General features: G+C 70.3%; 25 protein-coding genes. 16 read left to right on the forward strand and 9 right to left on the reverse strand.

The window, feature by feature from the left end; translation table 11 throughout:
* The first annotated feature begins 9 nt into the window (after window positions 1–9).
* From ABLE43_RS05720 to ABLE43_RS05770, 11 genes are read left to right on the forward strand one after another with little or no spacing between them, the layout of a single operon-like run.
* Window positions 10–174: a hypothetical protein gene (locus tag ABLE43_RS05720; protein ID WP_348977518.1), complete on the forward strand. Its 165-nt coding sequence runs from the start codon at window positions 10–12 to the stop codon at window positions 172–174.
* Window positions 171–1,526, forward strand: coding sequence for an AtzE family amidohydrolase (locus ABLE43_RS05725; protein WP_348977519.1), 1,356 nt, complete (start codon window positions 171–173; stop codon window positions 1,524–1,526). Before ABLE43_RS05720 ends, ABLE43_RS05725 begins: the two co-directional genes overlap by 4 nt.
* Window positions 1,523–3,106 carry a gamma-glutamyltransferase family protein gene (locus ABLE43_RS05730; RefSeq protein WP_348977520.1) on the forward strand — a complete coding sequence of 528 codons (1,584 nt, stop codon included), beginning with the start codon at window positions 1,523–1,525 and terminating at the stop codon, window positions 3,104–3,106. Before ABLE43_RS05725 ends, ABLE43_RS05730 begins: the two co-directional genes overlap by 4 nt.
* On the forward strand, window positions 3,100–4,356 hold the full coding sequence (locus ABLE43_RS05735; RefSeq protein ID WP_348977521.1) for an allantoate amidohydrolase: 1,257 nt from the start codon (window positions 3,100–3,102) through the stop codon (window positions 4,354–4,356). Before ABLE43_RS05730 ends, ABLE43_RS05735 begins: the two co-directional genes overlap by 7 nt.
* Before the next feature lie 37 nt (window positions 4,357–4,393).
* Window positions 4,394–5,575 (forward strand): pyridoxal-phosphate-dependent aminotransferase family protein, encoded by a 1,182-nt coding sequence (locus tag ABLE43_RS05740; RefSeq protein WP_348977694.1) that lies wholly within the window; start codon window positions 4,394–4,396, stop codon window positions 5,573–5,575.
* The gene (gene puuE / locus ABLE43_RS05745) at window positions 5,572–6,474 is read left to right on the forward strand and encodes an allantoinase PuuE (RefSeq protein WP_348977522.1); all 903 of its coding nucleotides are present in this window, start codon (window positions 5,572–5,574) and stop codon (window positions 6,472–6,474) included. Before ABLE43_RS05740 ends, puuE begins: the two co-directional genes overlap by 4 nt.
* Window positions 6,475–6,482: 8 nt before the next feature.
* Complete coding sequence (gene hpxZ / locus ABLE43_RS05750) at window positions 6,483–6,863, forward strand: oxalurate catabolism protein HpxZ (RefSeq protein ID WP_348977695.1); 381 nt, start codon at window positions 6,483–6,485, stop codon at window positions 6,861–6,863.
* Window positions 6,860–7,345, forward strand: coding sequence for a 2-oxo-4-hydroxy-4-carboxy-5-ureidoimidazoline decarboxylase (gene uraD / locus ABLE43_RS05755; RefSeq protein ID WP_348977523.1), 486 nt, complete (start codon window positions 6,860–6,862; stop codon window positions 7,343–7,345). Before hpxZ ends, uraD begins: the two co-directional genes overlap by 4 nt.
* Window positions 7,342–8,763 (forward strand): FAD/NAD(P)-binding protein, encoded by a 1,422-nt coding sequence (locus ABLE43_RS05760; protein WP_348977524.1) that lies wholly within the window; start codon window positions 7,342–7,344, stop codon window positions 8,761–8,763. Before uraD ends, ABLE43_RS05760 begins: the two co-directional genes overlap by 4 nt.
* Window positions 8,760–9,101, forward strand: a complete 342-nt coding sequence (uraH, locus tag ABLE43_RS05765; protein ID WP_348977525.1) for a hydroxyisourate hydrolase — start codon at window positions 8,760–8,762, stop codon at window positions 9,099–9,101. Before ABLE43_RS05760 ends, uraH begins: the two co-directional genes overlap by 4 nt.
* A 27-nt stretch (window positions 9,102–9,128) precedes the next feature.
* Window positions 9,129–10,115: a bile acid:sodium symporter family protein gene (locus ABLE43_RS05770; protein WP_348977526.1), complete on the forward strand. Its 987-nt coding sequence runs from the start codon at window positions 9,129–9,131 to the stop codon at window positions 10,113–10,115.
* A gap of 7 nt (window positions 10,116–10,122) precedes the next feature.
* Here the strand turns inward: ABLE43_RS05770 and ABLE43_RS05775 are convergent, their stop codons facing one another.
* The 3 genes from ABLE43_RS05775 to acs form a co-directional block, all read right to left on the reverse strand.
* Window positions 10,123–11,028: a LysR family transcriptional regulator gene (locus tag ABLE43_RS05775; protein WP_348977527.1), complete on the reverse strand. Its 906-nt coding sequence runs from the start codon at window positions 11,026–11,028 to the stop codon at window positions 10,123–10,125.
* Window positions 11,029–11,091: 63 nt separating this feature from the next.
* Window positions 11,092–11,712 (reverse strand): response regulator, encoded by a 621-nt coding sequence (locus ABLE43_RS05780; RefSeq protein WP_348977528.1) that lies wholly within the window; start codon window positions 11,710–11,712, stop codon window positions 11,092–11,094.
* 150 nt (window positions 11,713–11,862) lie between these two features.
* Complete coding sequence (gene acs, locus ABLE43_RS05785) at window positions 11,863–13,797, reverse strand: acetate--CoA ligase (RefSeq protein ID WP_348977529.1); 1,935 nt, start codon at window positions 13,795–13,797, stop codon at window positions 11,863–11,865.
* A gap of 166 nt (window positions 13,798–13,963) precedes the next feature.
* On the opposite strand from acs, the gene ABLE43_RS05790 reads away from it, so the two are divergent.
* On the forward strand, window positions 13,964–15,625 hold the full coding sequence (locus tag ABLE43_RS05790) for an MFS transporter (RefSeq protein WP_348977530.1): 1,662 nt from the start codon (window positions 13,964–13,966) through the stop codon (window positions 15,623–15,625).
* Window positions 15,626–15,775: 150 nt separating this feature from the next.
* On the opposite strand, the gene ABLE43_RS05795 is transcribed toward ABLE43_RS05790, so the two are convergent.
* Entirely contained in the window at window positions 15,776–16,141 is a 366-nt protein-coding gene (locus ABLE43_RS05795) for a DUF167 domain-containing protein (RefSeq protein WP_348977531.1), read from the reverse strand.
* Window positions 16,142–16,176: 35 nt separating this feature from the next.
* Between ABLE43_RS05795 and ABLE43_RS05800 the strand changes: the two genes are divergently transcribed.
* From ABLE43_RS05800 to ABLE43_RS05810, 3 genes are all read left to right on the forward strand, one after another.
* Window positions 16,177–17,847: an MFS transporter gene (locus ABLE43_RS05800; RefSeq protein ID WP_348977532.1), complete on the forward strand. Its 1,671-nt coding sequence runs from the start codon at window positions 16,177–16,179 to the stop codon at window positions 17,845–17,847.
* Window positions 17,848–18,080: 233 nt separating this feature from the next.
* A complete protein-coding gene (locus ABLE43_RS05805; protein WP_348977533.1) occupies window positions 18,081–18,932 on the forward strand; it encodes a manganese catalase family protein in 852 nt (283 codons plus the stop codon).
* 80 nt (window positions 18,933–19,012) lie between these two features.
* The gene (locus ABLE43_RS05810; RefSeq protein WP_348977534.1) at window positions 19,013–19,867 is read left to right on the forward strand and encodes an MBL fold metallo-hydrolase; all 855 of its coding nucleotides are present in this window, start codon (window positions 19,013–19,015) and stop codon (window positions 19,865–19,867) included.
* A gap of 114 nt (window positions 19,868–19,981) precedes the next feature.
* Here ABLE43_RS05810 and ABLE43_RS05815 read toward each other — a convergent pair whose 3' ends face one another.
* The 5 genes from ABLE43_RS05815 to ABLE43_RS05835 all read right to left on the reverse strand — a co-directional run bounded on the left by ABLE43_RS05815 (window position 19,982) and on the right by ABLE43_RS05835 (window position 24,806).
* Window positions 19,982–21,061: an AI-2E family transporter gene (locus ABLE43_RS05815; protein ID WP_348977535.1), complete on the reverse strand. Its 1,080-nt coding sequence runs from the start codon at window positions 21,059–21,061 to the stop codon at window positions 19,982–19,984.
* A 229-nt stretch (window positions 21,062–21,290) separates the two neighbouring features.
* Window positions 21,291–21,866 carry an ABC-type transport auxiliary lipoprotein family protein gene (locus ABLE43_RS05820; protein WP_348977536.1) on the reverse strand — a complete coding sequence of 192 codons (576 nt, stop codon included), beginning with the start codon at window positions 21,864–21,866 and terminating at the stop codon, window positions 21,291–21,293.
* 23 nt (window positions 21,867–21,889) lie between these two features.
* Window positions 21,890–22,855: an MlaD family protein gene (locus ABLE43_RS05825; RefSeq protein WP_348977537.1), complete on the reverse strand. Its 966-nt coding sequence runs from the start codon at window positions 22,853–22,855 to the stop codon at window positions 21,890–21,892.
* The gene (locus ABLE43_RS05830; protein ID WP_425475232.1) at window positions 22,855–23,706 is read right to left on the reverse strand and encodes an ABC transporter ATP-binding protein; all 852 of its coding nucleotides are present in this window, start codon (window positions 23,704–23,706) and stop codon (window positions 22,855–22,857) included. The genes ABLE43_RS05825 and ABLE43_RS05830 overlap by 1 nt, the downstream gene beginning before the upstream one ends.
* On the reverse strand, window positions 23,697–24,806 hold the full coding sequence (locus ABLE43_RS05835) for an ABC transporter permease (protein WP_348977539.1): 1,110 nt from the start codon (window positions 24,804–24,806) through the stop codon (window positions 23,697–23,699). The genes ABLE43_RS05830 and ABLE43_RS05835 overlap by 10 nt, the downstream gene beginning before the upstream one ends.
* 56 nt (window positions 24,807–24,862) lie before the next feature.
* On the opposite strand from ABLE43_RS05835, the gene ABLE43_RS05840 reads away from it, so the two are divergent.
* Window positions 24,863–25,543, forward strand: a complete 681-nt coding sequence (locus ABLE43_RS05840; RefSeq protein ID WP_348977540.1) for an HAD family hydrolase — start codon at window positions 24,863–24,865, stop codon at window positions 25,541–25,543.
* Window positions 25,544–25,597 lie beyond the last annotated feature (54 nt).

The following is a 25,597-nucleotide window of genomic DNA, read 5'->3' on the forward strand; positions in this document are numbered from 1 at the left end:
AGAATCGGCATGACCCAGGCGAGCGACGACGAACGGCGACTTGCCGCCCTGCTGGCCGAAGCGATCGGGCTGGTCCTCCCGCCCGAGGTGCTGGACGGGGTGGTGGCCAACCAGCGGCTGCTGGCGGGGCATCACGCGGTGGTGCGCGAAGCGGCGGCGGAGGATGGCCGATGACCCTGCCCGCCACGGCCGTTGCCATCGCCGCAGCGGTCCGCGCGGGGCGGCGGTCGGCGCAGTCGATCGCGATCGAGACGCTCGATCGCATCGCGCGGCACGACGCGCTGAACGCCGCCACCCGGCTGCTGCGGCAGCGGGCGCTGGCCGATGCGGCGCGGGTCGATGCCGATGTCGCCGCCGGACGCGATTCCGGACCGCTGGCGGGCGTGCCCTTTGCGGTCAAGGACCTGTTCGACGTGAGCGGCGAGACGACGACCGCCGGTGCCCGGCAGCGCGCCGATGCCCCGGCGGCGACGCACGATGCCGTCGTCGTCGCGCGGCTGTGCGCGGCGGGCGCGGTGCTGGTCGCGACCACCAACATGGACGAGTTCGCCTATGGCTTCTCGACCGAGAACCGGCATTACGGCACGACCCGCAACCCGCACGACCCGGCGCGGCTGGCGGGCGGATCGTCGGGCGGGTCGGCGGCGCTGGTGGCTGCGGGGCTGGTGCCGCTGGCGCTGGGATCGGACACCAACGGATCGATCCGCGTGCCCGCCAGCCTGTGCGGCATATACGGCCTGCGTCCGACCCATGGGGCGATCTCGCTCGAGGGGGTCTATCCGTTCGTCGAGCGGCTCGACACGGTCGGCGCGTTCGCCCGATCGCCGGAGGATCTGGCGATCGCGCACGCAGTGATGGCCGGGGAGCCGCTGACCCCGTCCGAACCGCAGGTGCCGCGCGTCGCGGTGCTCGGCGGATGGTTCGCGACCCGCGCCGATCCGGTGGTGCTGGCCGGGATCGCGCGGATCGCCGCGCATCTGGGTGCGGGACCGCCGGTCGTGCTGCCGACCGCCGCCGCCGCGCGGTCCGCCGGTTTCATGCTGACCGGGGCGGAGGGCGGCCACCGCCACCTGCCCGCGCTGCGCCGCGATGCGCTGGCGTTCGATTCCGGCACGCGCGACCGGCTGATCGCAGGCGCACTCCAGCCGGTGGCGGCGGTGCGCGAGGCCGAAGGCGTCGCCGAACGCTTCATCGGCGAGGTGCTGGCGGCGCTGGCCGACCACGACCTGTTGCTCGCCCCCGCGACGCCGATGGCGGCACCGCGCAGCGATGCGACGACGATCGTCCTCGACGGACAGACGCTGTCGGCGCGGGCCGATCTCGGCCTGCATGCCCAGCCGATCAGCCTTGCCGGGGTGCCGGTGCTGTCGGTACCGCTCGCCCATGGCGCCGACGCGATGCCGATCGGGGTCCAGCTGATCGCCGCTCGGGGCCGCGAGGCGCTGCTGTTCGCCACCGCCGCCGCGCTGGAAGCGGCAGGGCTGGTCGCCTGTACCCCCGCCCCCCGGTGGGAGGCGGCGGCATGACGCGCGCGACGCCCCGTTCGCTGCGCGGCATGGTCAGCGCGCCGCATCATCTGGCGGCGCAGGCCGGGCGCGACGTGCTGGCCGACGGCGGCAGCGCGGTGGAGGCGGCGGTGGCGACCGCCGCCTGCCTCGCGGTCGTCTATCCGCACATGACCGGGATCGGGGGCGACGGCTTCTGGCTGGTGGCCGAGCCGGACGGGCGCTGCTGGGCGGTCGAGGGCTGCGGCACGGCAGCGGCGGCGGCCGTGCCTGCGCTGTACCGCGACCATGCGACCATCCCGTGGCGCGGGCCGCTGGCGGCGAATACGGTGGCGGGGACCGTCGCGGGATGGCAGGCGGCGCTGGCGCAGGAGCCTGCCGCGCTGCCGCTCGACCGGCTGCTGCGCGATGCGATCCATCATGCGCGCACCGGCGTGGCGGTGACGGCGGGCGGGGCGCAGGTCGCTGCCGCCGCATCGGCGGCGCTCCGCGACCTGCCGGGCGATTATGCCCGCATCTTCGAGCCGGAGGGTCGCCCGCTGACCGAAGGCGAGCTGCTGCGCCAGCACGCGCTCGCGGCCACGCTCGAGCGGCTGGCGGGCAAGGGGCTCGACGGCTTCTATCGCGGCGCGCTGGCTGAGGATATCGCCGCCGACCTCGCGCTGCTGGGCAGTCCGCTGGCGGCGGGCGATCTTGCCGGTTTCGCCGCGCGGCCGGTCGCGCCGCTGTCGGTCGCGATCGGCGGGGCGCGGCTGTTCAACCTGCCGCCGCCGACGCAGGGGGTGGCGTCGCTGCTGATCCTCGCGCTGTTCGACCGGCTGGGGGCGGAAGGGGCCGACGGGTTCGAGCATGTCCATGCCCTCGTCGAGGCGACGAAGCAGGCGTTCCGCTGGCGCGACGCGCATGTCGGCGATCCGGCGACGATGACGGCGGACGCGCAGGCGTTGCTCGACGATGTTGCCGCGCTCGACCGGATGGCGGGCGCGATCGACCGCGACCGTGCCGCGCCATGGCCGCATCCCCCGGCGCTGGGCGATACGACATGGTTCGGCGCGGCGGATGCACGGGGGCAGGTCGTCAGCTGCATCCAGAGCACCTATTTCGAGTTCGGATCGGGCGTGGTGCTGCCGCGCACCGGCGTCACGTGGCAGAACCGGGGCTGCTCGTTCGCGCTGGGGGGCGATGGGCCGAACCGGCTGCGCCCCGGCGCGCGGCCGTTCCACACGCTGAACCCGTCGCTGGCGCGGTTCGACGACGGGCGGGTGATGGCGTACGGCACGATGGGCGGCGAGGGACAGCCGCAGACGCAGGCGGCGGTCTTCACCCGCCACGCCATGTTCGGCCAGCCGTTGCAGGCGGCGGTGGATGCCCCCCGCTGGCTGCTCGGGCGGACGTGGGGCGACCAGAGCACGACGCTGAAGATCGAGGCGGGGTTCGACCCGGCGCTGTACGAACAACTGGCAGCGGCGGGGCATGCGGTCGAGCGCGTGGCCGCGGGATCGTCGATGATGGGTCATGCCGGGGCGATCGTGCGCCGGGCCGACGGGGTGCTCGAGGGTGCCGCCGACCCGCGCGGCGACGGGATGGTGGCGACATGGTGAGCGACCAGCCATCCGGCGCGCGTGCGGCGGCGCGCTGCCGCGAACTGACGCGCCCGCCCTATAGCGACCGCCCCGACCGGCTGTTCCGCGGCTGGCTGACCCCGGCCTATCGCGCCACGATCGAGCGGGTCGGCGGCTGGATGGCGGCGGCGGGGATGACGGTGCGGTGCGATGCCGCGATCAACCTGATCGGCCGGTACGAGGGGGCGTCGCCGGACGCACCAGCGCTGGTGATCGGCAGCCATCTCGACAGCGTGGCCGATGCCGGTGCCTATGACGGGCCGCTCGGCGTGATGCTGGGCATCGAATGCGTCGCGGCGCTCCATGCCCAGCGGCGGCGGCTGCCCTTCGCGATCGAGGTGATCGGCTTCGGCGACGAGGAGGGATCGCGCTTTCCCGCCGCGATGCTCGGCAGCCGCGCGGTCGCGGGGACGCTGACGCCGGGTGCGGCGGACATGGCCGATGCGGACGGGGTCAGCGTCGATGCGGCGCTGCGTGAGTTCGGCAGCACCGCCGCCGCGCTAGGCTCGGCGCGGCGGGCACCGGGCTCGATGGTCGCCTATCTCGAGGCGCATATCGAGCAGGGGCCGGTCTTGGAGGCCGAGGGGCTGGCGCTCGGCACCGTGACCGGCATCGCGGCGCAGCTGCGGCTCGAGGTGACGGTGCGCGGCCATGCGGGCCATGCGGGCACGGTGACGATGCCGCTGCGCCGCGACGCGCTGGCCGCCGCCGCGCGGATGGTGGCGGCTATCGAGGATATCGCGCTTGCCGACGCATCCGATCTGGTCGCGACGGTCGGGCGGATCGCCGCCACGCCGGGGGCGGCGAACGTGATCGCGGGCGAGGCGCGCTTCACCGTCGACATCCGCGCGGGGGCCAGCGACCGGCGCGACCGGGCGGCGACGGCGATCGACGCGGCGATGCACGCCATCGCCCGGGAGCGTGGCGTCGCGATCGCCGTCACGACGATCCACGACCTGCCGCCCGCGCCGTGCGACGCGCGGCTGATGGACCTGATGGACGCGGCGATCGTCGCCACCGGCCAGCCCGCGCGGCGGCTGTTGTCCGGTGCGGGGCATGATGCGATGGCGATGGCGGCGCTGGGGCCGGTGGCGATGCTGTTCCTGCGCTGTGCCGGGGGGATCAGCCACCATCCGGCGGAACATGTCGATTCCGCCGACGCCGACGCCGCCTTTGCGGCGATGCGCGGCTTCATCGACCGATTGGGAGAAGATTATCGTGACGCCTGACCTTTTCGGCGAGATCGATCCGCCGCAGCGGCTGCTGATGGGGCCGGGGCCGGTCAATGCCCATCCCCGCGTGCTGCGGGCGATGAGCGCCGACCTGCTCGGCCAGTTCGACCCGGAGATGACCGGGTACATGAATCAGGTGATGGCGCTGTATCGCCCGGTGTTCGGGACGGCCAACCACTGGACCTTCCTGATCGACGGTACCGCGCGCGCGGCGATCGAGGCGTCGCTGGTGTCGCTGCTGGCGCCGGGCGACCGGTTGCTGGTGATCGATTTCGGGCGCTTCGGGCTGTTGTTGCAGGAGATCGGCGAGCGGATCGGCGCGCAGGTCGAACGCCTGTCGGTGCCGTGGGGCGAGACGGTGCCGCTCGACGCGATCGCCGATGCGATCGAGCGCACCCGGCCGATGGTGGTCGCCTGCGTGCACGGCGATACCTCGACCACCATGGCGCAGCCGCTCGACGGGGTAGGGGCGCTGTGCCGGGCGGCGGGGGCGTATCTCTATGTCGATGCGACCGCGACGATCGGCGGCATGGAAATCGCCGCCGACCGCTGGGGCGCGGATATCGTCACCGGCGGCTTGCAGAAGTGCCTCGGCGGGCCGTCGGGATCGGCCCCGATCACCATCTCCGATCGCGCCGCGACCCGCATCCTCGGGCGCCGCCATGTCGAGAAGGGCATCCGCCGCGCCGATATCGCCGATGCTGCCGGGGTGCGGATCGGCACCAACTATTTCGATCTCGCGATGATCATGGACTATTGGTCCGAGAAGCGCCTGAACCACCATACCGAGGCGACGACGATGCTCTACGGCGCGCGCGAATGCGCCCGTGTCGCGCTGGGCGAGGGGCTCGACGCACGGTTCGCGCGCCATGCCGCGGCGGGGCGCGCGGTCGTCGTCGGGGTCCGTGCGATGGGGCTGGAGGTGTTCGGCGACGATCGCTTCCGCATGACCAACGTCACCGGCATCGTGATCCCGCAGGGCATCGACGGCGAGCGCGTGCGCGCGCGGATGCGCGAGGATTTCGAGATCGAGATCGGCACCGCCTTCGGACCCCTGCAGGGCAGGATGTGGCGGATCGGCGCGATGGGATATAACGCCATGAAGCACAAGGTGCTGCTGACCCTCGCCGCGCTGGAGGCGGTGCTGCGCGCCGAGGGGTTCGCCCTTCCCGCCGGGGCCGGGGTCGATGCCGCGCTCGAAAGCTATGCGGCATGACCGCCGCGCGTGACCTGACGGGTTATGGCGCGACACCGCCCGATCCGCGCTGGCCGGGCGGCGCGCGCGTCGCGGTGCAGTTCGTCGTCAATGTCGAGGAGGGCGCGGAGAATTGCGTCCTGAACGGCGACGCCGGGTCGGAGGCGTTCCTGTCGGAGATGGTCGGCGCGGTCAGCCATCCCGCCCGCGCCATGGCGATGGAGAGCCTGTACGAATATGGCGCGCGCGCCGGATTCTGGCGGCTGCACCGGCTGTTCGCCGAGCGGCAGGTACCGGTGACGGCGTTCGCGGTGGCGCAGGCGATGGCCGCCAACCCGGCGGCGGTCGATGCGATGCTGTCCGCCGGGTGGGAGATCGCCAGCCACGGCCTGCGCTGGATCGACTACCAATATGTCCCCCCCGAGACCGAGCGCGCGCATATCGCCGAGGCGATCGCGCTGCACGCGCGGCTGACCGGCACGCGGCCGCTGGGCTGGTATCAGGGGCGCACCTCGCCCGCGACCGCCGCCCTGGTCGCCGCCGAGGGCGGGTTCGTCTATGACGCCGACAGCTATGCCGACGACCTGCCCTATTGGGACCGGCGGCATGCCGATGCCAATGGCGGGCGGGCGCAGCTGATCGTGCCCTATACGCTGGACGCCAACGACATGAAGTTCGTGGCGTACAACGGCTTTGCCGACGGTGAGCCGTTCTTCCGCTATCTGCGCGACACCTTCGAGCAGCTGCGCGCCGAGGGCGGGCGGATGATGTCGGTGGGGCTGCATGGCCGCATCGTCGGGCGGCCCGGCCGCGCGGCGGCGCTCGCCCGCTTCGTCGATCACGTGATCGCCAGCGGCGACGCATGGATCGCGCGCCGCATCGATATCGCGCGACACTGGCAGGAGGTGCACCCGGCATGACGCCCGAGATGGCAATCGACGACCCGCAGGTGGTGGCGGAAGTCACCGCCGCCTTCGCCGCCTATGAAGCCGCGCTGATGGCCGACGACGTGGCGGCGATGGACCGGCTGTTCCACGATCACCCGACCACGATCCGCTATGGCGTGGGCGAGGTGCTGTACGGCGCGGACGCCATCCGCGCCTTTCGCAAGGGGCGCGGCGGATCGCCGCAGCGCCGCCTCGGCACCGTCGCGATCCACAGCTTCGGGCGCGACCACGCCACCGCCAACGCCGAATTCTTTCGCGAGGGCGACCCGCGGCGGGGGCGGCAGAGCCAGACCTGGGTCCGCTTCGCCGACGGGTGGAAGGTGGTCGCCGCGCATGTCTCGATCGAGGGAGCCGGATCGTGAGCGATTTCAATAGGCTGTCGGAGGCGGTGTTCGTCGCACGCTATCGCGGCGTGGTCGAGCATTCGCCGTGGGTGGTCGCGCGTGCGGCGGCGCGGCGGCCGTTTCCCGATGTGGCGGAGGCGATCGTCGCGGTGCTGGCCGACGCCACGCCGGAGGAGCAGCTGGCGGTGATCCGCGCCCATCCCGAACTGGCCGGGCGCGCGGCGATCGCGGGCACGCTGACCGAGGAATCGCGCAGCGAACAGGCGTCGGCGGGGCTCGACCGCATGACCGCGGAGGAGTTCGAGCGGTTCCACGCGCTGAACGCCGCCTATCGCGACCGGTTCGGCTTTCCCTTCGTCATCTGCGTCCGCCGCACCGACCGCGCGGGCATCCTCACCGCCATGGCCGAGCGCCTGACCAACGATCCCGCGACCGAGGTGGCGACCGCGCTGGACGAGATCGGCCATATCGTCCGCCTGCGACTGGAGACATTGCCATGACCCGACCCATCGGCCTTGCCGCACTGGCGGAGCAGGTCGCGACCGACCTCGAACGCCTCGCCCACGGGGGCCCGGCGTGGACCGTGCCGCAGGAAAGTGCCGAGGGCCATGTCCATGACGTCGTCATCGTCGGCGGCGGGCAGAGCGGGCTGGGCGCGGCCTTCGCCCTGCTGCGCGAACGGGTGTCCGACATCCTCGTCCTCGACGAGAATCCGGCGGGCTATGAGGGGCCGTGGGACACCTACGCGCGGATGATGACGCTGCGCACGCCCAAGCATCTGACCGCGATCGATCTCGGGGTGCCCTCGCTCACCTTCCGCGCCTTCTGGGAAGCGCAGCACGGGGCGGCGGGATGGGCGGCGCTCGACAAGATCCCGCGGCGTGACTGGATGGCCTATCTGCGCTGGTACCGCAGCGTGCTGAACCTGCCGGTACGCAACGACAGCCGCGTCACGCTGATCGAGCCGCTGGGCGGGCGGTTCCGCCTGCATCCGGCGGAGGGTGCACCGCTGCTGGCGCGCAAGGTCGTGCTGGCGACCGGCATCCAGGGCGGCGGCAACTGGCATGTCCCGCCGATGGTGCGCGAGCGGGTGGACCCGGCCCGCTATGCCCATACCGCGGCGGCGATCGACTATGCGGCGCTGGCGGGCAAGCGGATCGCGCTGCTGGGGGCGGGGGCTTCGGCGTTCGACAACGCCCATGCCGCGCTGTCCGCCGGAGTGGCGGAGGCGCATGTGTTCGTGCGCCGCCCGGCGCTGCCGCGGGTCAACCCGATCCGCCACATGGAGCGCAGCGGGATCATCAGCCGCTTCGCCGCGCTGGACGATGCCGCCAAATACCGGATGATGGCCGACTTCTTCGTTCGCAGCCAGCCACCGACCAACGATACCTTCGACCGCGCATCGGCGCTGCCCGGTTTCCACCTGCATCTCGGCACGCCGTGGCTGGACGTGGCGGATACGGCGGACGGCGTGGCGGTGACGACGCCGCGCGGGGTGGAGACGTTCGACTTCCTCGTCCTGTCGACCGGCCTCGTCACCGATCCGGCGCTGCGCCCCGAGCTGGCGCTGGTCGCCGACGGCATCGCGCGCTGGTCCGACCGCTTTTCCCCGGCGGAGGGCGCGAATGCGCTGATCGACGCGCATCCCTATCTGGGGCCGCAGTTCCAGTTCCTGCCGCGTTCGCCGGAACATGCCGACCGGCTGCACGGGCTGTTCGCGTTCAACTATTCGGGGCTCATCAGTCTCGGCCTGTCGGCATCGGCGCTGTCGGGGCTGCGCCACGCGCTGCCCCGGCTGGCGGCGGGGGTCGCCGACCAGCTGTTCCTCGACGATCGCGACGCGATGATCGCCGCCTATCTCGCCTATGACGAGCCGGAGTTCGTCGGGTCGTGGCCGCGCGGCGGGGCGGCGGCATGAGTGCCACGCTCTCCACCCATGTCCTCGACACCGCGCACGGACATCCGGCAGGGGAACTTGCCGTCACGCTGTGCGACGGGCGCGGCGCGGTGCTGTTCAACGGCAGGACCAACGCCGACGGGCGCTGCCCCGAACTGGCGGCGTTGCGGCTGTCGCCGGGGCGGCATGCGCTGCGCTTCGCCGTGGCGGACTATTTCCGGGGGGAAGGCGTGGCGCTCGCCGATCCGCCGTTCCTCGACCAGGTGACGATCGATTTCGGCATCGCGAGCGACGGCGGGCACTATCATGTGCCGTTGCTCGTCTCCCCCTACAGCTATTCGACCTATCGGGGCAGTTGATCCCGTGTGCGCAACCGGAGTGCCCCGATGATCCGCCGCCTGCTCGCCGTCGTCGAACCCTATGTGCTGATGCTGCTGGCGACGGTGCTGATCGCCACGCTGCTGCCGCCGCGCGGCTGGGGCGTGCCGTTGTTCGACGGAGCCGCCGATGTCGCGATCGTCGCGCTGTTCTTCGTGCATGGCGCGAAGCTGTCGCGCGAGGCGCTGCTGGCGGGCGCGCGGCACTGGCGGCTGCATGCGGCGATCCTCGCGACCAGCTTCGTGCTGTTCCCGCTGCTCGGCCTCGCGATCACGGCCAGCGGGCTGCCGTCGCGCGACCTTGCCACCGGCCTGCTGTTCCTGACGCTGCTGCCCTCGACGGTACAGTCGTCGATCGCGTTCACCGCGATGGCGCGCGGCAATGTCGCGGCGGCGGTGTGCAGCGCGTCGCTGTCCAACCTGCTCGGCATCGCGATCACGCCTGCGCTGGCGGCGCTGCTGCTGCCTGCGAGCGGCGGGGTGGAGCTGTCGTTCGACAGCGTGCGCGCGATCGTGCTGCAACTGCTGGTGCCGTTCGCGGCGGGGCATCTGCTGCGCCCGTGGATCGGCGACTGGATCGCCAGGCGCAAGCGGCTGGTGACGACGCTCGACCGGGGGTCGATCCTGCTGGTCGTCTATACCGCGTTCGGCGCGGCGGTGAGCGAGGGGCTGTGGTCGCAGGTCGGGGCGGGGGAACTGGCCGAACTGGTCGCATGGTGCGCGGGGCTGCTGGCGGTGGTGCTGGTGCTGACCGGCATGGCGGCGCGGGCGATGAAGCTGGACGCGGCGGATGCGGCGGTGATGCGCTTCTGCGGATCGAAGAAGAGTCTCGCGACCGGCGTGCCGATGGCAGGCGTGCTGTTCCCGCCCGCGCAGGTCGGCATCGTGCTGCTGCCGGTGATGGTGTTCCACCAGTTGCAGCTGATCGCCTGCGCGTTTCTGGCGCGGCGGCTGGCGAATGCGGCGGAGGCGGCGGAAGCCGCTACGGCGGGGTAGCGCCGCGCTACTCGCCGAGCAGGGCGAATTCCTCCTTGAGCATGTCGACGAAGCTGCTGAGATAGATCGGCAGCACCCGCCCGCGTTGCAGCAGGATCGATACGCTCGCCGGGCGGACGATCCCCTCGGCCAGCGGCATCCAGCACAGCTCGCCCGCCGCCAGCTCGCGCTCCAGCCCGATGCGCGAGAGGAAGGCGATGCCGATCCCGGCGCGCACGAGGTTCTTGAGCGTGTCGATCCGCTCGACCATCGCGACGCGCTTCAGCGGCACGTCGCTGGTGTCGAACAGCTCGGACAGGACGCTCTGCTTCAGCCAGTCGTCGTGCGGCGTCACCACCGCATGGGGGATGCAATCGGGCAGCGTCACCCGCTCGAGCGCGGTCAGGGGGTGGCCGGGCGGCACGATGACCCCGATCGGCGTCTGGACATGCGCCACCGTCGCGGTGCGCGACGTGCCGGTCAGGTCGAACGCGCAGATCACGTCCGCATCCTTCGACAGCAGCTCGGCACGGACCCGGTGATTGTCCCCGGCCAGCAGCGAGAATTCGATCAGCGGAAAACGTTCCCGGTAGCGCGCGATGGTGCGCGGCACGAGATCGTCGGCAAGGCTTTCGGCGGCGGCGATGCGGATGCGCCCGCGCTCCCCGCCGCGCAGCCGCAGCATCTCGTGGCGCAGCGCCACGCTCTCGCGCTTCCACCGGCGGATATAGGCAAGCAGCGCCTCGCCCGCCGCGGTCGGGCGGATGCCGCGCGGCATGCGGACGAACAGCTGCACGTCCAGCTCTTCCTCGAGTTGCAGCAACTGCCGGTTCACCGCCGAGGAGGCGATGTTGAGCGTCTCCGCCGCCTTGCGGATCGAACCCTGGCGGATCGCCTGGTCGAAATAGAGCAACCCCGTCTTGATGAGGGCCATCGCCGTCCCCGCCTTGCCGCCGCCGGACCGGTCATCCGCGAAGGGCGGCGCCTTGGCAAGCCGTTACCCCGTGACCTCCAGCCCCAGCGCGCGCGCCGCCAGCGCCGCCTGCGTCCGGTTGCCGACGTCGAGCTTGCGCAGCACCGCGGTCATGTGCGTCTTGACCGTCGCCTCCGCCATGCCGAGGTCGTGGGCGATCTGCTTGTTGAGCCGCCCGGCCAGTACGCCGAGCAGCACGCGCAACTGCGTCGGGGTGAGCGAGGCGACGCGCGCGGCGATGTCGTCTTCGGGCAGCGCCGTGACCGGCATCCGTTCGCCCGCCAGCGCGGCGCCGATCGCGTCCTCGATCTCGCCCAGCGCCGCATCCTTGCCGACGAAGCCGACCGCGCCGAAGCGGGCGACCTGTGCGAACGCCGCCGCACGGTCGGCGCCGGAGACGACGAGGATCGGCACGCCCGGCGCCTCGGCATGGAGCAGCGCGACGCCGCTGTAGCCGACCGCGCCGGGCATGTTCAGGTCGAGCAGGATCAGCCCGAGGTCGGAGGTATCGCGCACCGCCGCTGCCGCGCGGTCGAGCGAACCTGCCTCGACGATGCGCGCATCGGGCGCGACGGCGATGATCGCGAGGGTCAGCGCCTGGCGGAACAGCGGGTGATCGTCGGCGACGAGGATGGTGGGGGGCATCGGTTCGATACGAGCAGGTCTGCGAACGGTATCACATCGTACCCCCGCGCAGGCGGGGGTCCAGAGCCATGCAAAACAACCGTTCGCTTCTGCGACTCCGGACCCCCGCCTGCGCGGGGGTACGGCGAAGTAAGGATCGCGCGCCGCCGCTCACGCCGGAACGATACGCTCGGCGACCAGCGTGTCGACCACGCCCGGATCGGCGAGCGTGGAGGTGTCGCCCAGATTGCCGGTATCGTTCTCGGCGATCTTGCGCAGGATGCGGCGCATGATCTTGCCCGATCGCGTCTTGGGCAGGCCGGGCGTGAATTGCAGCGCGTCGGGCGTGGCGACGGGTCCGATCTCCTGCCGGACCCATGTCCGCAGTTCGGCGCGCAGGTCGTCCGACGGTTCCTCGCCCGCGTTCAGCGTGACATAGGCGTAGATGCCCTGCCCCTTGATGTCGTGCGGCATGCCGACGACGGCGGCCTCGGCGACCTTCCGGTGCGCAACGAGTGCGCTTTCGACCTCGGCGGTGCCCATGCGGTGGCCGCTGACGTTGATGACGTCGTCGACGCGGCCCGTGATCCAGTAATAGCCGTCGCCGTCGCGGCGCACCCCGTCGCCGGTGAAGTATCTGCCGGGATAGGTGGTGAAATAGGTCTGGAAGAAGCGGTCGTGATCGCCCCAGACGGTCCGCATCTGCCCCGGCCAGCTGTCGGCGATGCACAGATTGCCCTCGGTCGCGCCGTCGAGCACCTTGCCCTCGGCATCGACGATCACCGGCTGCACGCCGGGCAGCGGCCTGGTCGCGCTGCCGGGCTTCAGGTCGGTGGCATAGGGCAGGGGCGAGATGAGGATGCCGCCGGTCTCGGTCTGCCACCAGGTATCGACGATCGGGCAGCGCCGCTCGCCGACGACGCGGTGGTACCAGTCCCACGCCTCCGGATTGATCGGTTCGCCGACCGAGCCGAGCAGGCGCAGCGACTGGCGGCCGGATTGCGTCACCCATTTGTCGCCCTCGCGCATCAGCGCGCGGATTGCCGTCGGGGCGGTGTAGAAGATGTTGACGCCCAGCCGGTCGATCGTCTCCCAGAACCGGCCATGGTCGGGATAGTTGGGCACGCCGTCGAACATCACGGTCGTCGCCCCGTTCGACAGCGGGCCGTAGACGACATAGCTGTGCCCCGTCACCCAGCCGATGTCGGCGGTGCACCAGAACACCTCGCCCTCCCGGTAATCGAACACGTCGCGGAAGGTGGTGTGCGCCCACACCAGATAGCCGCCGGTGGTGTGCAGCACCCCCTTGGGTTTGCCGGTCGAACCCGAGGTGTAGAGGATGAACAGCGGGTCCTCCGCATCCATCGGCTCGGCGGGGCAATCGGGCGAGGCGTCGGCCAACAGGTCGTGGAGCCAGTGATCGCGCCCCGCCTGCATCGGCACGTCCGCGCCGCTGCGGCGGATGACGAGGACGGTCTCGACGCCCGGCGCGTGCCGCAACGCCTTGTCGACATTGGCCTTGAGCGGAATGCGTTTTCCCCCGCGGCAACCCTCGTCGGCGGTGATGACCAGCTTGCTGTCGCAATCGACGATGCGGTTGGCGAGGCTGTCGGGGCTGAAGCCGCCGAACACGATCGAATGGATCGCGCCGATGCGGGTGCAGGCGAGCATCGCGGCGGCGGCCTGCGGGATCATCGGCAGGTAGAGGGTGACGCGGTCGCCCTTCTTCACGCCCTTCGCCTTCAGGACGTTGGCGAAGCAGCAGACCTGCTGGTGGAGTTCGCGATAGGTGACGCGCGCCGTCTCGCCCGGTTCGTCGCCTTCCCAGAGGATGGCTACCTGATCGCCGCGCGTTTCCAGATGGCGGTCGAGGCAGTTGGCCGACACGTTGGTCTGCCCGTCGGCGAACCAGCGGATGCGGAAGTCGGCCTCGTCGAACGAGGTGTCCTTGACCTGCGTATAGGGCCGCGACCAGTCGATGCAGGTGCCGCCCTCGCGCCAATAGGCTTCCGGGTCGGCAACCGAGGCGGCGTAGCGCGCGTCATAGGTCGCCTTGTCCAGCTGTGCCGCAGAATCGCGCGGGGCGGCGTGGATCGTCTCGGTCATGTCTCTCTCCTGTGCCCTTGATCTGTGGTTGCATGGGCGCGCGTCAAGCCGGTGGTGCCTACGACCAAGGTCGTACTGGTCGATGACGCACAGGCGGGCGACAATCGCCGCGTTCGGACGTGCGGCATCAGACCGTGCGCCGCCCTTTCACGGAGAGGATGCCGCCATGGCGGATGCGACGACGGCCGGGGCACACCCCAAGGGCCAGAACGAGAAGCTGGTGATCGCGGCATCGTCGCTCGGCACCGTGTTCGAGTGGTACGACTTCTACCTCTACGGACTGCTCGCGACCTATATCTCGAAACAGTTCTTCTCGGGCGTGAACGAGACGACCGGGTTCATCCTCGCGCTCGGCGCATTCGCCGCCGGGTTCGCGGTCCGGCCGTTCGGCGCGCTGGTGTTCGGGCGGATCGGCGATCTGGTCGGGCGCAAGAACACCTTCCTCGTGACGATGGGGATCATGGGCCTGTCGACCTTCGCGGTCGGGCTGCTGCCCTCCTATGCCTCGATCGGGATCGCCGCGCCGATCATCCTCGTCGGCCTCCGGCTGCTCCAGGGGCTGGCGCTGGGCGGCGAATATGGCGGGGCGGCGACCTATGTCGCCGAGCACGCCCCGCCGGGGAAGCGTGGCCTCTACACCAGCTTCATCCAGACGACCGCGACCATGGGGCTGTTCGCCGCGCTGCTGGTCGTCATCGGATTCCGCACGTTGCTGGGCGAGGAGACGTTCGGCGGCTTCGGCTGGCGGCTGCCGTTCCTCGTGTCGATCCTGCTGCTGGGCGTATCGATGTGGATCCGGCTGCAACTGTCGGAAAGCCCCGTGTTCCTGAAGATGAAGGCCGAGGGCAAGACCTCGAAGGCGCCGCTGACCGAGGCGTTCCTGCGCTGGCCGAACCTGAAGGTCGTGCTGATCGCGCTGTTCGGGGCCGCCATGGGCCAGGCGGTGGTGTGGTATACGGGGCAGTTCTACGTCCTGTTCTTCCTCGAAAAGATGATGAAGGTCGACGGGGCGACGGTGAACGTGCTGCTGGCGGTGGCGCTGGCATTGGGCACGCCGTTCTTCGTCTTCTTCGGCTGGCTGTCCGACCGGATCGGGCGCAAGTGGATCATCATGGGCGGCTGCGCCATCGCCGCGCTCACCTATTTCCCGCTGTTCGGCGCGCTGACGCAGGCGGCGAACCCCGCGCTGGCGGCGGCGCAGGCGAGCGCGCCGGTGCGCGTGGTGGCGCATGACGCCGACTGCTCGTTCCAGTTCGATCCGGTCGGCGGCAACAAGTTCGATGCGAAGAGCTGCGACATCGCCAAATCCTGGCTGGCGAAGAACGGCATCAGCTACACCAATGTCGAGGCCCCGGCGGGTACGATCGCCCGGATCGAGGTCGGCAGCGCCGCACTCGCCACGCCCGATCCGGCGCAGGTGACGGGGACGGCGCGCGCCGAGGCGATCAAGGCGTATCAGGGCGATGTGGCGGCGGCGCTGGCGGCGGCAGGCTATCCGGCCAAGGCCGATCCGGCGGCGATCGATACGGTCAAGGTCGTCGCGATCCTGTGGTTCATGGTGATCCTCGTCACCATGGTCTATGGCCCGATCGCCGCGCTGCTGGTCGAACTGTTCCCCAGCCGCATCCGCTATTCGTCGATGTCGCTGCCCTATCATATCGGCAACGGCTGGTTCGGCGGCTTCCTGCCGACCACGGCGTTCGCGATGGTCGCGGCGACCGGGGATATCTATTACGGGCTGTGGTATCCGGTGGTGCTGGCGGTGGTGACGCTGGTGCTGGGCGTGCTGTTCCTGCCCGAGACGTTCCGGCGGGATATCCGGGAGTAGGGGCGAGTTTACCGGCCTTCGTTCCGATCCTGCATCCCGACCGTTCGTGTCGAGCGTAGTCGAGACACCCGGCGCGACGCTTGCGGCACGGCCCTCGACTTCGTTCGGGACGAACGGGTGGGTGCGGGGCGTCGGCAAACGGGGTAGGGTTCAGGTGAAAAGGTCGCGCAACGCCGCCTCCAACGCTGCCGGATCGCCCGCCACCCGCACCCGCTTCACCCGCGCCGAATCGCCCGCCACGATCGTCACCCGCCCGCGCGCCACGCCCAGCGCCTTGGCGAGGAGGCGGACGACTTCGGCATTGGCCGCGCCGTCGACCGGCGGGGCGGCGATGCGCAGCGCCAGCGCGGTGCGGCCGTCGTCCAGCGCGATCGTGCCCGCCAGCGCGCTGCGCGATGCCCTGGGCGTGACGCGCACCGTCAGCAGCGCGCCGTCGGCGTCGAGGAGATAGGGCGGCGACATGCCCGTCGCGTGCGCGCATTGCGGGCGGCTCGCAAGGGCGATCGGCTTTTCCATGGCACAAAGCGCATGCTTCCCGCATTCACCCCGCCATGACCGCTACCCCCGTAACGACCGCGACCGCGCAGCCGAGCAGGCCGCTGTCGATCCCGATCTTCCGTGCGATCTGGATCGCGTCGATGGCGTCGAACTTCGGCGGGCTCATCCAGTCGGTCGGCGCGTCGTGGATGATGACCGCGCTCGCCTCCTCGCCGCAGATGATCGCGCTGGTACAGGCATCGACCACGCTGCCGATCATGCTGCTGTCGCTATGGGCGGGGGCGGTCGCCGACAATCTCGACCGGCGGCGGGTGATGCTGGCGGCGCAGGGGTTCATGCTGGCGGTATCGGTCGTGCTGGCGGTGTGCGCATGGGAAGGCGTGCTGACGCCGTGGCTGCTGCTGACCTTCACCTTCCTGATCGGCTGCGGCACCGCGATCAACGGCCCGGCGTGGCAGGCATCGGTCGGCGACATGGTGCCGCGCAGCGTCCTGCCGAGCGCCGTCGCGCTCAACTCGATGGGGTTCAACATCGCGCGCAGCCTGGGTCCGGCGATCGGCGGCGCGATCGTCGCGGCGGCGGGGGCGGCGGCGGCGTTCCTGACCAATGCACTGAGCTATATCGGGCTGATCGCGGTGCTGGCGCGGTGGCAGCCGAACTATGCCCCCCGGCTGCTGCCGCGCGAGACGCTCGGCCTCGCGATGGCGGCGGGGGTGCGCTATGTCCGCATGTCGCCCAGCATCCGCACCGTGCTGCTGCGTGCCGCGCTGTTCGGCGTGGCGGCCAGCGCGGTCCCGGCGATGATGCCGCTGATCGCGCGCGACCTCGTGACCGGCGGGCCGCTGACCTATGGCGCGCTGCTGGGGGCATTCGGCATCGGCGCGGTGGCAGGCGCGCTGGGCAGCACGCGCCTCAGGCGGCGCTGGCCGACCGAGCGGGTGGTGCGCGTCGCCGCCACCGGCCTTGCGATCGGGGCGGCGGTGGCGGGGGTCAGCGCGTTCCTGCCGCTGACGCTGATCGCACTGGTGCTGGCGGGCGCAGGCTGGGTGCTGGCGCTCAGCACCTTCAACGTGACGGTGCAGATGGCCGCGCCCCGCTGGGTCGTGGCCCGCGCGCTGGCCTTGTACCAGATGGCGGCGTTCGGCGGGATGGCGGCGGGCAGCTGGCTGTTCGGTTCGGTGGCGGAGGGGCGCGGGGTCGCGACCGCCCTGTTCGCGGCGGCGGGGGTACAGTTGCTGAGCGTCGTCGCCGGGCTGCGCCTGCCGCTGCCCGATATCGAGACGGCGAACCTCGACCCGCGCGGGTGGGAGACGCCCGACACCGCCGTGCCGGTCGAGGCGCGGTCGGGACCGGTGGTGGTGACGATCGACTATCGCATCGCGCCGGGCGATGTCGTCGCGTTCCTGGGGGTGATGGCCGAGCGGCGGCGCATCCGGCGGCGCGACGGCGCGCATCACTGGGCGCTGCTGCGCGACCTGAACGATCCCGAACTGTGGATCGAGCGCTACCACGTCTCGACCTGGCTCGACTATATCCGCCACAACCAGCGCCGGACGCAGGCGGACCATGCCAACAGCGAGGCGCTGCTGAAGCTGCACCGGGGCGAGGAACCGCCGCGCGTCCACCGCATGATCGAGCGCCAGACCGGATCGCTCCCCGTCGCCCGGCTGGAAGGATCGCGCGAGATGGCCGATCCGATGACCGATCCCACGCGGTCGAACTGAGCCGTTTGCTCCGACCCCGTTCGTCCCGGGCATGGTCGAGGGACGTGCCGCGAACGCTGCGCCGCGTGTCTCGACTTCGCTCGACACGAACGGGGTGCGGGCCGCAATCGCCGGGAAAAAACTAATCTGGATCGGGTAAAAATACAGGCAGTTTGATACGCAAAAACAACGACTTATCGTGACGTGATCGGTTGAGGCCCAGTGTCCCCCACGGCGACCGATGGAGCTGAGCGATGTATTATCACGACAAGCGGCTGCAATTCCCCGTCACCTGCGCCAACCCCGACCCGGCGTTCGCGCGTATCCTGCAACAGGCGATCGGCGGCGTCGAAGGCGAGATTCGCGTGTGCATGCAATATTTCTTCCAGGCGTGGGGCAATCGCGCGCCGACGCCGAAATATCGCGACATGCTGCTCCACACCGCCACGGAAGAGATCGGCCATATCGAGATGCTGGCGACCGCCGTCGCGCTCAATCTCGACAAGGCACCGACGCAGTTGCAGGAGGAAGGCGTCAAGGATTCGATCGTCGGCGCGGTGATGGGCGGCGAGAACCCGCGGCACAGTATCGAGGGGTTGATCCACAAGAACCTGCTGTCGGGTGGCTTGGCGGCGATGCCGATGGATTCGGACGGCGTGCCGTTCAACATGAGCCACATCTATGCCAGCGGCAATGTCGCCGCCGACATGTACTGCAATGTCGCGGCCGAGAGCACCGGGCGGGTGCTGGCGGTGCGCATCTTCAACGCCGCGCATGACGAGGGCATGCGCAAGATGCTGCACTATATGATCGCCCGCGACACGATGCACCAGCAGCAATGGCTGGCGGTGATCGAGGAGCTGGGCGGCACCGCCAACCTGCCGATCCCCAATTCCTTCCCGCAGGAGATGGAGGATCAGGCGAACAACTATAATTTCTACGCGACCTCGGTCGACGGCACCTTCCCCGAAGGGCGCTGGACCGACGGCCCGTCGATGGACGGGCGCGGCGAGTTCACCGTGTTCCAGAACAAGCCGCTGGGCGAGGAGCCGATCCTCGGCCCGGCCCGCCCCGACAGCGGTGCGCAGGACCAGCAGATCGGGTGAGAAGCGGGGCGGGCGGCAGCCCGCCCCACCTTCGTCATTCCCGCGCAGGCGGGAATGACGATGATCGCAGGAGAAACCCGATGCGCATCCACCATCTCAACTGCGGCACCGACTGTCCGCTGGGCGGCGCGCTGTTCGACGGGCGCAGCGTCGCGCCGCTGGGGCGGATCGTCTGCCACTGCCTGTTGATCGAAACCGATGCACACGGGCTGGTGCTGGTCGATACCGGCTATGGGCTGCACGACGTCGCGCATCCCCATGCCCGGCCCGATCCGCGCATCACCCTGCCGTGGCGGCTGATGCTCAACATCCGCCTGCGCGAGCGCGAGACGGCGATCCGCCAGATCGAGGCGCTGGGCCACCGGGCGGCGGACGTGCGGCATATCGTCGTCACCCATCTCGACTTCGATCATGCCGGCGGACTGGACGATTTTCCCAATGCCCGTGTCCATGTGATGCGGCGCGAATATGACGATGCGACCGGGCCGCATACCGGCGTCGTCGCGCGCAACCGCTGGCGGCGGGCGCAACTGGACGGCGTGCGCCACTGGCAATGCTATGGCGCGCAGGGCGAGGGGTGGTTCGGGTTCGATGCGGTGCGCGACCTCCACGGCCTGCCGCCCGAGATACTGATGGTGCCGCTGCCCGGCCACACCTGGGGCCATGCGGGCGTCGCCATCCGGCGGGACGACGGGCACTGGCTGCTCCACGCGGGCGACGCCTATTTCTATCGCGGCGAGATGCGGCGGGCGCGGCGGCGCTGTACGCCGGGCCTGCGCGCCTATCAACGGCTGATGGAGGTGGATGCGACCGCGCGGATGACCAATCAGGAACGGCTGCGCGTGCTGTCGATCGAGCGGGCGGGGGAACTGACCGTCACCTGCACCCATGATCCGGTCGAGTATGAGCGCTGTCGCGCGGGGCACCCGTTGTAGACGCAGGAACCTGCATGCCGTTCGTCCCGAGCGCAGTCGAGGGACGTGCCGCAGACGGTTCGCACGGTGTCTCGACTGCGCTCGACACGAACGGTCGGGACGGTTGGGCAGGCCTCAGCTTTCCGCCGTCCCGTCCACGCTCCGCCCGCGCTGTTCGGCGAGGATCGACCAGCCGGTCAGGAACAGCGCCGCGACCACCGGTCCGACGACGATGCCGCTCAGGCCCAGCAGGTCGATGCCGCCCAGCGTCGTCACCAGCACCAGCCAGTCGGGAATGCCTGTATCGCGCCCGACCAGCAGCGGACGCAGGATGTTGTCCGCCAGCCCGATCACCAGCACGCCCGAGGCGAACACCACCACGCCCTGCCACACCGCGCCGGTCGCCAGCAGATAGATGCCGACCGGCCCCCAGATGATGGCGGGGCCGACCGCGGGCAGCAGCGCGGCGATCGCCATCACCACGCCCCACAGCAACGCGGCGGGCAGGCCGACGATCCAGAAGGTGATCGCCCCCAGCGCCCCCTGCACCAGCGCGACCACGCCCGATCCCTTCACGGTGGCGCGGGCGACCGCGACGAACTTGTCGGCGATGCGCTGCGCCACCATCGGCTCGAACGGCAGGGTGCGGACGATGGCCGGGCCGATCCGGTCGCCGTCGCGCAGCAGGAAATAGGTGACGTAGAGGCCGACGCAGAACGCCAGCAGGAACGAGGCGGCATTGGCGCCGATGGTGAAGGCACGCTGGGCCAGCGTGCTCGCGCTCGCGCCGACCGCCTGCGACAGTTGCGCCTGAATCCGCTCGATGCTGCCGAAGCCCGCGCTGTCGATCCAGCCGCGCAGCCGTGGCGGCAGCGCGGCATGCACCTGCTCGAAATAGGTCGCGAAGTTGATCTGCCCGCTGCGCAACTGCGTATAGACCCCGGCGGACTGTTCGACGACCATGCTGGCGATGACGAGCGCCGGGATCACCACCGCCACGGTGATGACGAGCAGGGTCAGCGCGGCGGCAAGGTTGCGTCGGCCCGGATGGCGCCGCAGCATCCACTGGAACAGCGACTGGAACAGCAACGCCGCCAGCCCCGCCCATAGCAGCGCGCCGAGAAAGCCCGACACCACCGCCACCAGCGCGACCGTCATCAGCGCGAGGAACAACAGGAAGCCGCCACGCTCGATTCGCTGCCGGACGATGGTCATGCGGTGGTCGGCTCCCTGCGGTACGAAGATGGTTGTTCCGCTGTCGTAACGCCGCGATGCCGGGATGAGTTGCCCCGGTTGATGTGCGCGAGGCGGATCGACCGGGTACTACAAGCAGCCGTCATTCCCGCGCAGGCGGGAATCCATATGCACCGACGATGCGGCGAATTCCCCACGGTCGGCGTCTATGGACTCCCGCCTGCGCGGGAGTGACGACGGCGTGCCCAGCCTATCGCGCCCAGTCGGCGACCGCCGCCGCCACCTGGTTCGCTGCCTGGTTGATGGCCGGGCCGACGGTGGTCGCGTCGATCGGGCTGACCGGCACGCGCGCCTCGAACCGGCGTTTCTCGAAGGGGGTGGCGTTCACCCGCTGGAGCGTGGCGTCGAACGTCACCACCGCCTCGCCGCGGGTCGCGTCGATGCCGAAGTCGCGGAGTTCGCCCGACAGTTGCGCGCCCGGATCGGTGAAGCCCTGCCGCGTGCTCAGCACCACCATGTTGCTGCGCGCGGTCAGCGTGTCGGACAGCAGCCGCGCGAACAGCCGCGCAGGCGGTTCGGCCCATTGCGCATCCTTGACATAGGCGATGCTGGTATCGCTCGACTGCACCGGCACGCGCGTGACCGACAGCGACTGCGGCACGGAGGGCACCTGCACCGTGATCGACTTGGCCTGCGCCGACGATTGGGTGCGGCCCGCCGGTACCTCGGTCGCCGGGGCGAGGGTCAGCAGCGCAGGCGGCGGCGCCGCGCCGAAGCGGATGCACGCGGCCAGCGGCAGGAGGAGCAGAACCGACAGCTTCTTCATGGGCGTCCTCACTTCTTCGGCCATTATTTCTGGGGCTTGTAGTCGGGCAGCTTGGGACTGCCGACCAATGCGCCTGCCCCGCCCTGATCGACCTTTTCCGCGACCGAGGCGAGTGCGCTCGTCATCGCGCGCAGGTCGCCGACCAGCTGGTTGACCTGCGGCACGGTCTGCTTGCTGAACGCCTTCAGCCCCGGCTGCGCGTCGCCGATCGCGGCATTGAGCGTGTCGGCGCTCTTCTGCGCGCTGGCGATGGTGCGGTTGAGCTGCTGGATCGTCGGCTGGATGTCGTTGGCCAGCACGCCGTTCGTGGTCGCGGCCAGCTCGCCGATCTGCTGCGATGCGATCCCGGCACGCTGGATCGCGATCCGCGTCTCGGCCAGCGTCGCGGCGATCTCCGGCCCCCGATCGGCCAGCGCGTCGGTCAGGCGGTTGGTGTTGTCGAGGATCGCGGCGATCGACGCCTGGTTGCGATCCGACAGCATGTCGGCCAGCCGTTCGGTCAGCGTCGTCACCCGTTCGAGCAGCTGCGGCGCGGAACTGAGCAGCGCGGCCACGCCGCCCGCCTTGGGCGGGATCACCGGCACGCCCATCGGGCAGCTTTCCTGCGGATTGACCTCCGGGCACCGGATCGGCGGCGCGCCCTTGACCGCGCCGTCCAGCGTGATCGTCGACACGCCGGTGAAGCTGCCGACGATCGTCGCGGTGGTGCCGAGCAGGACCGGCGTCTCCTCCTTCACCTTGATCCGCACCCGCACGAATTGCGGGTCCTTGGGCCACAGCGCGATATCCTCGACCTGGCCCGAGGGCACGCCCGAGAAGGACACCGGCGACCCCTTGGCAAGGCCGTCGACCGCCTGTTTGAAGAAGACGTCATATTCCTTCTCGCTGCCGCCGCCGACCCGTGCGAGCCACACGGTGAACAGCGCCAGCATGGCGAGCAGGATCAGCACCACGGCGCCGACGAGGACATGGTTCGACCGGGTTTCCATCAGCGCCTCTGGGCTTGGGACGGTGCCGGCTGCGTGCCGTCAGCGTCGGAACGTTCGCGCGCGGCGATGCGATCCTGTGCATCGGTGGCGGCGCGACCGCGGGGTCCGTTGAAATATTCCTGGATCCACGGGTGATCCAGCGCGAGCAGTTCCGCGATCGTGCCGACCGCGATGACCTTTTTGTCCGCCAGCACCGCCACCCGGTCACAGATGGCGTGCAGCGTGTCGAGGTCGTGGGTGATGAGGAACACCGTCAGCCCCAGCGTCTTCTGGAGCGAGGCGGTGAGATCGTCGAACGCCGCCGCACCGATCGGGTCCAGCCCGGCGGTCGGCTCGTCGAGGAACAGCAGCTGCGGATCGAGCGCCAGCGCGCGCGCCAGCCCCGCGCGCTTCTTCATGCCGCCCGACAGCTCGCTCGGATATTTCGGCCCGGCGTTGGCGGGCAGGCCGGTCATCACGACCTTGTAGCCGGCGATCTCCTCCAGCAGCGCGGGGCTGAGCTTCGGGTAGAATTCCTTGATCGGGACCTGCACATTCTCGGCGACGGTCAGCGTCGAGAACAGCGCGCCGCCCTGGAACAGCACGCCCCATTTCTTGCGGATCTCGACCGCCTCCGTCTCCTCGCGGCCGATGGTGTTCTCGCCGAACACCTCGATCTCGCCCGCCGCCGGGGTCTGAAGCCCGATGATCGAGCGCATCAGCACCGACTTGCCGGTGCCCGATCCGCCGACGACGCCGAGGATCTCGCCGCGCCGCACGTCGAGGTCCAGCCCCTCGTGGATGACCTGATCGCCGAACTGGTTCGTGAGGCCGCGGACGCGGATGATGGAGTCGTGGTCGCTCATATCCATCCGATCCAGGCGAAGAAGATCGCGAAAAAGGCGTCCAGTACGATCACGAGGAAGATCGCCTGCACCACCGCCGCGGTCGTGCGGCTGCCGACCTGTTCGGCGTCGCTCTCCACCTGCATGCCGTGGAAGCACCCCGCCATGCCGATGATCGCGCCGAACACCGGCGCCTTGATGAGGCCGATGTACAGGTCGGTGATCGGCACCACCTCGCGGATGCGCGTCACGAAGGTGATCGGCGGGATGCCGAGCTGCGCCCAGCTCAAAAGCCCGCCGCCGATGATGGCGATGATCGAGGCATAGAAGCCGAGCAGCAGCATCATCACGATCGCGGCGATGACGCGCGGCAGCACCAGCGCCTCCATCGGCGACACGCCGATGGTGCGCATCGCGTCGATCTCCTCGGTCAGCTTCATCGTGCCGAGCTGCGCCGCGAACGCCGATCCCGATCGCCCGGCGACCATGATCGCGGTCATCAGCACGCCCAGCTCGCGAAAGGTGAGGCGACCGATCAGGTTGATCGTGAACACCTCCGCGCCGAATTGCCTGAGCTGCACCGCGCCCTGCTGCGCGATGACCATGCCGATCAGGAAGCTCATCAGCCCGATGATGCCGAGCGCGGATACGCCGACCACCTCGAAGCGCTGCACCGTCGCGTTGAAGCGGAAGCGGCGCGGATGGCGCACGACATTGCCGAAGGCGAGGACGGTCGCGCCCATGAATCCCAGCAGCCCGAGCAGCTGCCTGCCGCTGCCCGACACCGCCTCGCCGATCTCCTCCAGCACGCGGATCGGCGGGCTGACCGCCTTGTCCTTGCGCACGACCGGATCGTCGGCGGCGGCGACCTGATCGAACAGGTGCCGGCTGTCGGGGTTCAGCCCCTCGATCGTGACGTCGCGGTCGCGGGCGAAGCGGTGGATCACCCACGCGCCGACCGTATCGATCCGGTCGATCCCCGACAGGTCGATGCGGTGCACCGGCTCGCGGATCGCGCCCAGCCGGTCGGGCAGGTCGCCGATCGAACTCAGCGACAGATTGCCGGTGAAGCGGAGCACCTGCCCGCCATCGGACCGGACGTGCGAGAAATCGGCGGAAGCGCTCATCACATCCATCCATCGGCGATTTGCGGCGACGCGGCAAGATGATACGCGCGCGTTCCATGTCCCATCCCGATCTCGCCATCTACGACATGGACAAGACCATCACCCGGGTCGCGACCTGGACCCCGTTCCTGCGCCATGCCGCGCGCGATCGGGGGCGTGCCGCGCTGCTGCTGCTGCCGATCGCGGGGGCGGCGGTGGTCGGCTATGCGCTGAAACTCTACGGGCGCGACCGGTTGAAGGAGATGACCCAGCGCGTCGTGCTGGGCCGTGCGGTCGCGGGCGAGCGGCTGGCCGACACCGCGCGCCGATTCGCGCAGGCGACGGTCGCGACCGGGCTGCTCGACGGGGCACGCGAACGCATCGCCGCCGACCGGGCCGAGGGGCGGATGCTGGTGCTCGCGACCGCGTCCTACCGCTTCTATGCGCAGGAGATCGCCGATCTGCTCGGCTTCGACGCGGTGATCGCGACCGAGAGCATGGCGGGCGAGGGCGGGCACATCCTCTCGCGCATCCATGGCGAGAATTGCTACGGCGCGGCCAAGCTGCGCGCGATCGAGGCGTGGGTGGCCGACCGCGGCATCGCGCGCGGCGACGTGGGGGTGCGCTTCTACAGCGACCATGTGTCCGACGCGCCAGTGTTCGACTGGGCGGACGAGCCGTTTCCGGTCAACGCGCACCCGCCGCTGAAGGCGCTGGCCAGGAAGCGCGGCTGGCCGGTGCTCGACTGGCGTCGCTGATCGTCTTCTCCCCTCCCTGGAAGGGAGGGGGCGGGGGTGGGTAGGCTGGTGGCG

Origin of the sequence: Sphingomonas silueang (assembly GCF_040049155.1) — a bacterium.
GTDB classification, from domain to species: Bacteria; Pseudomonadota; Alphaproteobacteria; order Sphingomonadales; family Sphingomonadaceae; genus Sphingomonas; species Sphingomonas silueang.